The organism is Amycolatopsis sp., from assembly GCF_035276945.1.
Lineage (GTDB): Bacteria > Actinomycetota > Actinomycetes > Mycobacteriales > Pseudonocardiaceae > Amycolatopsis_E.
In genome coordinates this window covers 1-11505 of sequence record NZ_DATELF010000137.1, presented here as the reverse complement: position 1 = coordinate 11505, position 11505 = coordinate 1, and the positions used below count along the sequence as shown (strand labels likewise).

The window sequence follows — 11505 nt, the reverse complement described above, 5'->3', positions numbered from 1 at the left end:
CTGGCCCGGGTGCGTGACAGTGACCTCGCCGCGTTCGCCCACCAGGACATCCCGTTCGAGCACCTGGTCGAGACGATCAACCCGACCCGGTCGCTGGCCCGCCACCCCCTCTTCCAGATCATGCTGGCATGGCAGGACCCGACCTGGTCGATCCCCGAACTGCGGCTGCCCGGGCTGACCGCGGACGCGGTGCCGATCCACTCGCGCACCGCCAAGATGGATTTGACGCTGAGTCTGGCCGAACGGAACACCGCCGACGGCGAACCGGACGGTGTGGTCGGTGTGGCGGTCTACCGCACCGACATATTCGACGAAGCGACCATGCGCACTCACATGGCACGGCTGGCGCGGTTGCTGCGCGCGGTGGTCGCCGATCCCGACCGGCCCGTCGGCGAGATCGAGCTGATCACCGCTGCCGAACGCGCCAGCATCATCGGTGCCCCGCTGGACGCCGGGCTGGGCGCGCAACCGGTCGCATCGACACTGCCCGAGGTCTTCGCCGCCCAGGTCGAGCGTGATCGGGACGCGGTCGCGGTGATCTGCGACGGCCAGGAGATCAGCTACGGCGCACTGGACGATGCCGCCAACCGGCTGGCGCACCTGCTGATGGCGCGGGGCGCGGGTCCGGAAACCCTCGTGGCGCTGGCGCTGCCGCGGTCAACGCGGATGATCGTGGCGATCCTCGCCGTGCTCAAATCGGGTGCGGCCTACCTGCCGTTGGATCCGGACTACCCCGCCGAACGCGTGGCGTTCATGCTCACCGACGGCGCCCCCGTCGCGGTGTTGACCACCGCTGCCATCGCCGACACGATGCCAGCGAGCGATGTGCCCCTGCTCCGGCTCGATGATCCCGATCTCGCGGTCACGCTGGCCCGGTATCCGGCCACGACACCCACCGATCGAGAGCGCGGCACCGCACTGTCCGCGGCGCACCCGGCCTATGTCATCTACACCTCTGGTTCCACCGGCGTGCCCAAGGGGGTCGCGGTCACCCACCAGAACGTGACCCGGCTGTTCCGGGTGACCGCGCCGGAATTCGGGCTGGGGCCGGCCGACACATGGATCCTGTTTCATTCCTACGCGTTCGACTTCTCCGTCTGGGAAATCTGGGGTGCACTGCTGCACGGCGGCCGGCTGTTGATCGCGCCCGGCGGGGTGCAGAGATCACCGGTGGAGTTGCTGCGGTTACTCGGCGAGCAACACGTCACCGTGCTGTGTCAAACCCCGTCCGCGTTCGAACTGCTGCTCGACGCGGATCGGGAACAGCCGGAACTACGGGCGCGGCTGGGTCTGCGGCTGGTGTTCTTCGGCGGCGAGGCGTTGTCGCCGGCCCGGCTGGCCCAATGGTACGACCGACATCCGGACACGCCCGTGCTGGTCAACACCTATGGGCCGGCCGAAGCGACGGTGTACGTCACGTGCACCAGGTTGCGGCCGCGGGACGCGGTGGACGGGGCCGCCAGCGTCATCGGCGCCGCCCTGGCCGATGTACGGACCTATGTGCTGGATGACCGGCTGCGACTGGTGCCGCCGGGTGTCGTCGGCGAACTGTACCTCGGCGGCGCCGGGCTGGCCCGTGGTTACTGGCGGCGGGCCGGCCTTACCGCCGAGCGCTTCGTGGCCGATCCCTACGGTCTGCCCGGAACCCGCATGTACCGCACCGGGGACATCGTGCGCCAGCGCGCCGACGGACAGGTGGAATTCCTCGGCCGCGCCGACCATCAGGTGAAGATCCGCGGCTTCCGGATCGAGCCGGGAGAGGTGGAGGCGATGCTGGCGCGGCACCCTGATGTGGCCCGTGCCGCGGTGATCGCCCGCGAGGACCGGACCGGTGACCGGCGACTGGTCGGCTATGTGGTGCCGGCACCGGACGCCGATGCGGTCGAGGGCATCAGCGCCACGCTGCGTGAGTTCACCCGCAGCCGGCTGCCCGCGCATCTCGTGCCGGACGCGGTCGTAGTGTTGGACGAGTTGCCGGTGACGGTCAACGGCAAGCTCGACCGGGCGGCGCTGCCCGCGCCGGAGCCGGCCGGCACGGCCGCCTCTCGCGTCCCGGTCGGCCCGACCGAGCAGATCCTGCGCGAGTTCTTCGCCAGCGTCCTTGGCCTGCCCGAGGAGGCCGTCGGGGCGAACGACAACTTCTTCGACCTCGGCGGGCATTCACTGCTGGTCGCTCGGCTGGTGTCCAGGGTACGCGCACGTTTCGGCGTCGAACTGACCGTGCGCGACCTGTTCGAGCGCTCGACCGTGGCCGAGTTGGCCAAGGTGGTGGACAGCGGCCTTGGCGCCGCGGGGCACTCGCTGGACGTACTGCTGCCGCTGCGTTCGGCCGGTGGCCGACCGCCGGTGTTCTGCCTGCACCCGGCAGGCGGAATCAGCTGGCCGTATTCCGGCCTGATGCGCCAGTTGGGCCCGGACCAGCCGCTGTACGGGATCCAGGCCCGCGGCCTTGCCGGTCCGGATGCCTTGCCGGACAGCATCGACGACATGGCGGCCGACTATTTGGCGCAGATTCGCACGGTGTCCCCCCACGGGCCCTACCGCCTGGTGGGGTGGTCGTTCGGCGGGGTGCTGGCCCACGCGATCGCCACCCAGTTGCAGCGACTCGGCGAGCAGGTCGCGCTGCTGGCGGTGCTGGACGCCTATCCCTTGAGCGACACACCGGCCGACCAGCGGTCCGTCACCAGGCAGGAGGTGCTGGACTTCCTGGTGCACACCCTCGACCGCAACCCCGCGACCGGCGACGCACCCGAGCACGTGGTGGCCCTGCTGCGGGAGGGCGGCCTGCCGGACGTGCTACTCGACGACGGTGGTCTCACCGCGCTGGCCACCCTGTTCGACCACCACGCCCGGCTGCTACGCGAATACACCCCCGGCGTGTTTCGCGGCGACCTGCTGTTCTTCGCCGCCGAGGCACTCACCTCGCCCACCGCGCCCACCTCGCCCGGCGAACCGCCACGCACGCCGCAAACCTGGCGGCCTTATGTGGCGGGCCGGCTCGAAGTGCACGCGGTGCCCTGCGCACATGAGCACATGCTGCGGCCGGCGGCACTGGCCCGGATCGGGCCGGTGCTGCGGGCGGCACTCGACCGGATCCACTCGACCCGGCTGCCCGATTCCGCGCCCGAACCCGCCCCAGGAGTTGACCGATGAGCAATCCATTCGACGAGGACGGCGAATTCCTGGTCCTTGTCAACGACGATGGCCAGCATTCCCTGTGGCCGCGCCGCATTGCGGTACCCGCGGGGTGGACCAGGGCGCACGGCCCGGACACCCGGGCCGCATGTTCGGCCTATGTGGACGAGCAGTGGATCGATATGCGCCCGGCGAGCCTGAGCGCGTTGCCGGACCGGGCCGCGCACTGAGCTGGCCGGCCGGGCGGACCACGGGAGGCAAGGGCATGGCGGCGGACACCACCGGCGCGTTCAACGAGCTGTACCAGCGGGAGACGGTGCTGGGCGGGTTCCCGCTGGACATCGTGCCCTGGGACATTCAAGCGCCACAACCGGCCGTGGTCGCGCTTGAGCGGGCCGAGCGGATGACCGGGCCGGTGCTGGACGTGGGTTGTGGGCTGGGCGAGAACGCGCTGTTTCTCGCCGCGCGCGGATACCGGGTGACCGGAGTGGACGCCGCCGCCTCGGCCATCCGGCAGGCGCAGGAACTGGCGTGCGCCCGTGGCCTGGACATCGAGTTCGCCGTCGCCGACGCGACCGAACTGCGCGATGCCAATGGCATGGCCGACCGCGATTTCGGCACGGTGCTCGACAGCGCGCTGTATCACTGCCTCAGCCAGCCGCAGCGGGAGCGTTATCTGCTGGCGCTGCACCAGGTGTGCCGGCCGGGCGCGCGACTGCATCTGCTGTGCGTCTCCGACCGCGCGCCGACAGTGTTTCCGGCGCCATACCGGATAAGTCAGGACAATATTCGCCGCACACTCGGCGACCGGTGGCGCGTGCTCGACATTCAGCCGGACACGTTCACCACCGCCTTCACCCAGAAATACCTCGACCGGCAGACAACCCGCGGAAAGTTCCCGCCAGTCGACACTTCCGGCCTCGCCCACGACGAGCGCGGGCGGATTCTGCTGCCCATCTGGCGGGTCGAGGCGATGCGCGCACCGGACCCGGAGAGGTCTTCCGGTCACCCGCCACCCGTGTCCTAGCCGTCCGAAAGGCATTCTCACCCATGGCCGTCGACGAAATCCTGGCCTTCGAGTCGCCCTATATCCGACGAAACCGCCGGGCCGGCGCCCGCTGTCGCCTGTTGTGTTTTCCGCACATCGGCGCGGGCGCCTCGGATTTCAATCACTGGTCGGCCCTGTTGCCGCCCGAGGTCGAGGTCGTCGGCATGCAGTTGCCCGGCCGCCAGGACCGGATCAAGGACAAGCCGTTCACCGAGATCGGCCCGTTGGTTCGGACCCTGACCCATGTGGTGCGCCCGCTGCTGGACCTGCCGATCGCCTTGTTCGGGCACAGCGGCGGCGCGCTGCTGGCCTTCGAACTGGCCTGCACACTGGCCCAACGGCAGGAGGCGGACATCATCGGCGTGTTTCCCTCCGGCCAGGGCGCGCCGCATCTGCCACTGCCCGCGCCCATCCACAACCTGCCCGCGGTCGCGTTCCGGCAGGAGTTGGCGCGGCTGGGTGGCATCGCCGGTCAGGTCGCCTCCGACGCCAGGTTGATGGCCTATCTCGAACCGACGTTGCGCGCCGACTTCCGTCTCTGGGAGAGCTACCGGTACCGGCCACGGCCGCCGCTTGACGCTGCCGTCATCGCCTGTGGCGGTGCCGACGACGACCGGACGCCCGTTGCCGCGCTGAAGGCCTGGAATCAGCACACCACCGGCTCGTTCGCGCTGCAGGTGTTCCCCGGCGGCCATTTCTTCCACAACGACCATGTCGCCGAACTGGTCGGCATGATCGGCGAGCACCTGTTGAGCACCGACCGGATTCGACAGGAGGAGCTTCGACGGTGACCAAGGCGCACCGGCCGTGGACAACGGCCGAAGATGAGTCCGACCCGTTCGGCCAACTCGCGGACGCGCTCCAGGAGATTTCCGGGGTGGAGCAGGTCGCGGTGGTGGTCGAAGCCGTCACCCGCGCCGCGCCGCGCCGATCGGGAGGCGCCAGTCCGACATCCCGGACCGCGCAACCGCCGCCACCGAGCCGAACCGATCACCGTCGGACCGAGCACCATCCGGTTGGTCGGCGCCGTCCGGCCGAGGCGTACGGCGGCGACCTGCCGGCCTCGCCGCGACACCGTCGGACACTCCAGGACGCGCTGCGTGCCGCGGCCGCCGCCGGATCCGACACCGGCCTGACCTACCTGCGCGCGGACGGCTCGGCCGACCGGCAAAGTTACCGGGAACTGCTGGACGAAGCGCAACAGGTGCTGGGCGGGCTGCGCGCCCTGTCCGTGCGGCCCGGTGACGCCGTCCTCTTCCAGATGGGCGATGACCGCAACTTCCTCACCGTCCTCTGGGCCTGCGTGCTGGGCGGCTACGCGCCGACGCCGCTGGCCCCGGCCCCGGGGTACCGGCGGGACAACGACGTCACCCGCAAGTTGCGGGCCGTATGGGAACTGCTGGACCGGCCGGTCATCGTCACCGACGAGCGGCTGAGCGGGCCGGTGCGCGGACTCGGCGAGTCGTGGGGCGTGCCCGGGCCGCGAGTCGCGTCGGCCGAACGGCTGGCCCGGCATGCGGCCGACATTGACTGGTACCCGGCCGGCCCCGACGATGTGGCCCTGCACCTGCTGACTTCGGGCAGTTCCGGCACACCCAAGTGCGTGCGGCACACCCACCGCGGCCTGCTCGCCCTGGTGGACGGCTTCCGCATCGCCAACGGCTTTACCGCACGCGACATTTCGCTGAACTGGATACCTCTGGACCACGTCGGCGCGCTGGTCATGACCCATGTCAGGGACGTGGTGCTCGGCTGCCGCCAGGTGCACGCCAAGCTGGGCGCCGCGCTGGCCGATCCGCTGCGCTGCCTGGACTGGGCACACGCCTACTCGGTCACCAACATGTGGGCGCCGAACTTCATGTTCGGGCTGATCAACGATCGAGTCGGCGAACTGGCCGACCGCGGCTGGGACCTGTCGGCGCTCCGGCACATCTGCAACGGTGGCGAGGCAGTGGTGGCCGGCACGGCACATCGGTTCCTGCGTCTGATGGGCCGGTACGGCCTGCCGGCCGACGCGATGCGCCCAGCCTGGGGGATGTCCGAGACCGGCTCCGCGGTGACGTTTTCCCGGCTGGACGCCGCCGACGAGAGCGTGGGCACCATCGTGGCGGACCTCAGCTCGCTGACCGGAGAAGTCCGCCTGGTCGAGCGGACCGGACACCCTGGCGCGGTCATGCTGACCCAGGTGGGGCCGCCTATTCCCGGCGTCCGACTGCGCATCGTGGACGACGCGGGCGCCCTCGTGCCGGAAGGCACGATCGGGCGGGTTCAGGTGGCCGGGGCGACGATGCTGACCGACTACTACCGCAATCCGGCGGCCAACCAGCTCGCGTTCACCGAAAACGGCTGGTTCGACACCGGAGACCTGGGCTTCCTGCTCGACGGCAGTCTCACCATCGTCGGCCGGCACAACGACGTGGTGATCATCCGCGGCGCCAACTATGTCACCTTCGACATCGAGTCGCTGGCCGAACGCGTCGACGGGGTTACGCCGGGCTCCGTCGCGGCCGGTGCCTACCGGGACGACACCGCCGACACCGACCGGTTGGCGCTGTTCTTCGTGCCGACCGACGCCGACCCGGCGGCCCACGAGCTGACCGTCGCCCGCATCCGGGCCATGCTGCTGGCCGAGATCGGCGTGCACGCGGACACGGTGGTTCCGCTGGCCGCACAGGAGCTGCCCCGAACCGCCAAGGGCACCATCCAGCGCGCCCGACTGCTGGCCGCGCTGGCCGACGGCGAGTTCGCCGAGCGATTGCCCGTGGTAACCGGCGGACCCGATCTCACCGACGAGCCGGACGGCGCCCTACCCGCATGGTTTTTCGAGAAGGTGTGGCGGCGGGCCGCGATGCGGGCCGAGCCGACCGAGCCGGACGGCGACTGGCTCCTGTTCGACCTGCCGGGCGCCGATCTCGAACAGTGCCTGTACCCGGCGCTGGCGGCACGTGGCGGCTCGCTCATCATCGTGCGGCCCGGCCCGGAGTTCGGCGTCGACGCCGACGGCCGCATCCGAATCAGGCCCGGGGAGCCGTCCGACCATCGACGGCTGCGCGAGATCATCGAGTCCTCGGGCAAGCGGATCACCACCGTCGTGCACGGGTGGGGTCTGGGCCCGGTTCCCGAACGACCTGATCCTGGGGCACTACGCGAGTCGCTGGACACCGGCATCCTGTCCGTGCTGCTGCTCCTGCAACACCTGAGCGCGCGCGAGAAGGTTCGGATGCTCGTGCTCACCGAGGACGCGTTGTGGACCGACGTCCTGGATCGGCCGGGCTGGGCCAACGGCGCCGTTTCCGGGCTGGTGCGCACGGCCGACGCGGAGGCCGCGGCCGGGCTGGTGCGCCAGGTGGATCTGAGCACCACGGAGCGTGGGCGATGGGCCGACCAAGTGCTGCGCGAGGCGACGCTGGCCGAGCACGCACCGGTGGTGGCCTGGCGCGACGGGCAGCGGTTGGTGCCCAGGCTGCGGGTGGCCGAGGTAACCGATGACCTGGGCGGGAGCGGCCTGGTCGCCGGCGGGCTGTACCTGCTCACCGGCGGCTTGGGCGGGATCGGCCATCAGCTTGCCCAGTATCTGCTGTCCGCCTACCAGATCAAGCTGCTGATCGTGGGGCGCGAGCCGGTACGGGCTCGCGCGTCAGGGACGAAGCCGGAGCGCCTCGCCGAGTTACACGAGCTTGGTGAGGTGCGGTACGTCGCGCTCGACGTCGCCGACGCCCCGGCCCTCGCGGCGGCGGTCGAGTCGGCGGAGCGGCGGTGGGATGCGCGCCTTGCCGGTGTGCTGCACCTCGCCTCCGCGGACATCCGGGAGGCGTTGCGTGCGCCAGAACGACACACCGTGCTGCGTTCGACACCGGAGGAGTACCTGCGCATGTACCGGGCAAAGCTGCTCGGTACGGCGGCGATCGGACAGCTGCTCGAGGAGCGCCCCGACTGCCCGCTCGTGCTGTTCTCCTCGGTTTCGGCCGACCTGGGCAGCGCCTCGCTTGGCGCCTACGCCTCCGCCAACAGTTTCCTCAACGGCTTCGCGGACTACTGGCGGCACACCCGAACCCGCCCGGTTCGCTGCCTGGGCTGGAGCATGTGGACCGACACCGGCATGAACGAGGACAACCCCGTGCGCTCGGCCGCGCTGCGCCGCGGTTTCCGCCAGATCAACCCGGTACGCGGTGTCGCGTCGTTGCTGGCCGCCCTCGGTTACGACGGCGGCTCGTTGCTGATCGGGCTGGATCGCGACAACCCGTTGGTGCAGCGCGAATTCGCCGAGGACCAGCTCACCGCCGGCCGTGTCGTCGTGGCGTTCACCGGAGACCCGGATGTCGACGAACGGCGACTGCGGCACGCGGCGGCCGAGGTGCCCGGAGTCACCGCGGACGCGCTGCGGTTCGTGCACGTGCCGCGGATTCCGACCGACCAGCTGGGCCGGGTGAACCGCTGGCGGCTGCTCGCCGCGGTCGCGAACCGCTCCGGCGGGACGCGTCGTCACGCGGAACCCACCACCGACACGCAACGGGAGGTGGCCAGAATCTGGCAGGGGGTGCTGAAGGTGAACCGCGTCGGCCTGGATGACACCTTCTTCGAACTGGGCGGCACGTCGCTGGCCGCATCGCAGTTGGTGGCCCGGCTCAACGCCGAAGTGACCGGCGAGGTGGCCATCCACCACCTCTACGAGCATCCCACCGTCCGCCAGTTGTCCGACCTGATCACCGCCACACCTGACCGTTGTTCCATGTCCGGAGGCGCTCAGGAGAGTCGATCATGATCTTGATGTGGCCGGCGGATCGGCGCGATCATGCTGGCGGGTGCGAGGGGGATCGGGCCGCTGGCCTGATCAGGGCGCGGCGAAACCGCATGGATCAGCACCTCGATGCGGCAGTGGCGACCGAGGCGGCGACATGACGGAAACGACAACGCGGATCAGCCCGGCCGAGTTGGACCGGCTCAATCTCGCCGATCCCCGGCTGCACGCCGAAACGGATCTGTCCGAGGTGTGGCGGCAGCTGCGCACCGATGATCCGGTGCACTGGAATCCGGCAATCGGCTCCGCGCCCGGATTCTGGGTGGTGACAACGCATGCCGACGTAGTCGAGGTCTATCGCGATACCACCCGGTTCACCTCCGAAAACGGAAATGTGCTGGAGACCCTGCTGCGGGGCGGGGACTCGGCGGGCGGCCGTATGCTGGCGATCACCGATGGCCACCGGCACGCCGAACTGCGCAGGGCGCTGTTGCCGGCCTTCACGGTCAAGGCGTTGGAGCCGGTGGCCCGTAGTGTGCGCCGCGCCACCCGAGATCTGATCGGTCGCGCGGTCGAGGCGGGCACCTGCGATTTCGCCGGCGATGTGGCGGCGCGGATCCCGCTCGGTGCGATCTGCGACCTGCTCGGCGTGCCGGAACCGGACCGGATGCGAGTGCTCGCGTTGACCTCGTCCGCGCTGAGTTCCGAGCACGCGGACAACACCGCCGGTGATTCGTGGATCGCGAAGAACGAGATCCTGCTGTACTTCGCGGACCTGGCCCGCACGCGGCGCGACAGCGGCCACTTCGACGTGATCAGCCTGCTCGCGGCCGGGAAGGTCGACGGGGCGTGTCTGGATGAGGACGAAGTCATCCTCAACTGTTACAGCCTGCTGCTCGGCGGCGACGAGACGACCCGGCTGGCCATGATCGGCGGGGTGGCCGCCCTGCTGGCCCACCCGGACCAGTGGCAGGCCTTACAGCGGGGCGAGGTGGATGTCGATGTGGCCGTCGAAGAGATCCTGCGCTGGACCACGCCCGGCCTGCACGGTGGTCGAACGGTCACGGTGGACACCAAGATCGAGGGCAGGCGGATCAGCGCCGGTGACATCGTCACGGTGTGGAACTGCTCGGCGAACCGGGACGAGCGGGTATTCGCCCGGCCAGACCGGCTGCTCCTGGACCGCACACCTAACCGGCACCTGACCTTCGCCCACGGACCGCACTTCTGTCTCGGCGCGCACCTCGCCCGGATCGAACTCGGCGCGGTACTGGCCGAGCTGCGCGACCAGGTCGCGGAGATGGCGCAGACCGCACCGGCCCGCCCGATCTACTCCAATTTCCTCAGGGGACTGAGCACGCTGCCGGTTGCCTTCACTCCCCGCTGAACCACGCTTACAACGATCACCGGTTAGGCCCAGTGCCAGTCGTCAGGACTTGCAGATCAACAACATGCCGGGTTGGTCTGGGCAGGTGTGAGAGCATCGATGTCCGTCACGTACCGGACGAACTCGGTTGCGGTTCTGAGGCAAATCCGTGTGTCCGATCCCTGTGTCCGAGGTAGGTGCGCTCCCGCGGGTCGGCGTCGATGCGCGGGACATGACACGGGTGGATCGGCAGCCAGAACTCATTCTCCTCGCCGGGCAGTGAAAGAACTCCGGGAGTGAACTGTTCCACAGGTGCCTTTCCGGTATGACACGACCGTCGCTGTCGCGTAACCGCCCCAGCCTTTCCTTCCAGGCCACCGCGATCTCGCGGCGCGGACAAGACCTGTCGACCGAACTGACCGAGGTGGGTGCGCTCCTCGATATAGCCGCACAGGGTGGATTGTCACCTTCCGTGTTCAGTTGGCGCCGAAGGTGGGTGGGAGCTGGGCGTTGGGGGCGGCTTGGTCGAGGTCGGCTTGGCGGAGCCGGAAGACTTGTAGCGTGAGCCCGAAGTACTTGCTGGTTTCGCCGACCCAGTGCATGCCGTTGCGGCGGACGGTGGCGGCGGCCCGGGTGTTACCCGGCCGGACCACGGCGAAGATCTCGTCTATGTCGTGCTGGAAGGCCCAATCCGCCAAGGCATAGGTGGCTTCGCTGGCGTATCCGTGGCCCCAGGTGCCGGGGTGGAGCTGCCAGCCGATCTCGAGGTCCTCGTTACCCGGTGGGAGGGGCAGCAGGATCGCCCCGCCGATGACTTGGTTGTCGCTGCGCCGCTGGATGGCCCAGCGGCCGGCCGGTGGTGGCGTCCGGGCGGTTTCGGCGATCCACTGTTGCAGCAGCAGGCGCATGGCCGTCAGATCGGGCACTTGGTCCATGACCGGGCTGAGCCAGCGCGCCACCTCGGCGTGCCCGTAGACGGCCAGCGCCGCGGGCGCGTCCTCGACCTGCCAGCCCCGCAGGATCAACCGCTCGGTGACCAGGGGAGGACGCGGTGCTGGTGTGGCCGGAACACGTGTGGTCATGGCGGGTTCGTTTTCGGTTGTGCTGGCCGACGCGATGTGACGCGGTCGAGGCCTGGTCGATGTGTTCATCGGACCTGGCCGCCTTCGGCTTCCCAGCGTTGGGTGGCTGGGTCCGTGAGTTCCGGTCCGCTGTTTT

At 69.7% G+C, this 11505-nt stretch carries 7 protein-coding genes; 6 read left to right on the top strand and 1 reads right to left on the bottom strand.

The window, feature by feature from the left end:
- The 6 genes from VJT49_RS24290 to VJT49_RS24265 all read left to right on the top strand — a co-directional run.
- A partial coding sequence (locus VJT49_RS24290; protein ID WP_324167219.1) for an amino acid adenylation domain-containing protein occupies positions 1-3153 on the top strand: 3153 nt, incomplete at its 5' end.
- A complete protein-coding gene (locus tag VJT49_RS24285; protein ID WP_324167218.1) occupies positions 3150-3365 on the top strand; it encodes an MbtH family protein in 216 nt (71 codons plus the stop codon). The genes VJT49_RS24290 and VJT49_RS24285, both read left to right, overlap by 4 nt.
- A gap of 35 nt (positions 3366-3400) precedes the next feature.
- Positions 3401-4162, top strand: a complete 762-nt coding sequence (locus tag VJT49_RS24280; RefSeq protein WP_324167217.1) for a class I SAM-dependent methyltransferase — start codon at positions 3401-3403, stop codon at positions 4160-4162.
- A gap of 23 nt (positions 4163-4185) precedes the next feature.
- Positions 4186-4974, top strand: coding sequence for a thioesterase II family protein (locus VJT49_RS24275; RefSeq protein WP_324167216.1), 789 nt, complete (start codon positions 4186-4188; stop codon positions 4972-4974).
- Positions 4971-8945: an SDR family NAD(P)-dependent oxidoreductase gene (locus tag VJT49_RS24270; RefSeq protein ID WP_324167215.1), complete on the top strand. Its 3975-nt coding sequence runs from the start codon at positions 4971-4973 to the stop codon at positions 8943-8945. Before VJT49_RS24275 ends, VJT49_RS24270 begins: the two co-directional genes overlap by 4 nt.
- Positions 8946-9078: 133 nt before the next feature.
- A complete protein-coding gene (locus tag VJT49_RS24265) occupies positions 9079-10308 on the top strand; it encodes a cytochrome P450 (RefSeq protein ID WP_324167214.1) in 1230 nt (409 codons plus the stop codon).
- A 455-nt stretch (positions 10309-10763) separates the two neighbouring features.
- Here the strand turns inward: VJT49_RS24265 and VJT49_RS24260 are convergent, their stop codons facing one another.
- A complete protein-coding gene (locus tag VJT49_RS24260; protein WP_324167213.1) occupies positions 10764-11369 on the bottom strand; it encodes a GNAT family N-acetyltransferase in 606 nt (201 codons plus the stop codon).
- Positions 11370-11505 lie beyond the last annotated feature (136 nt).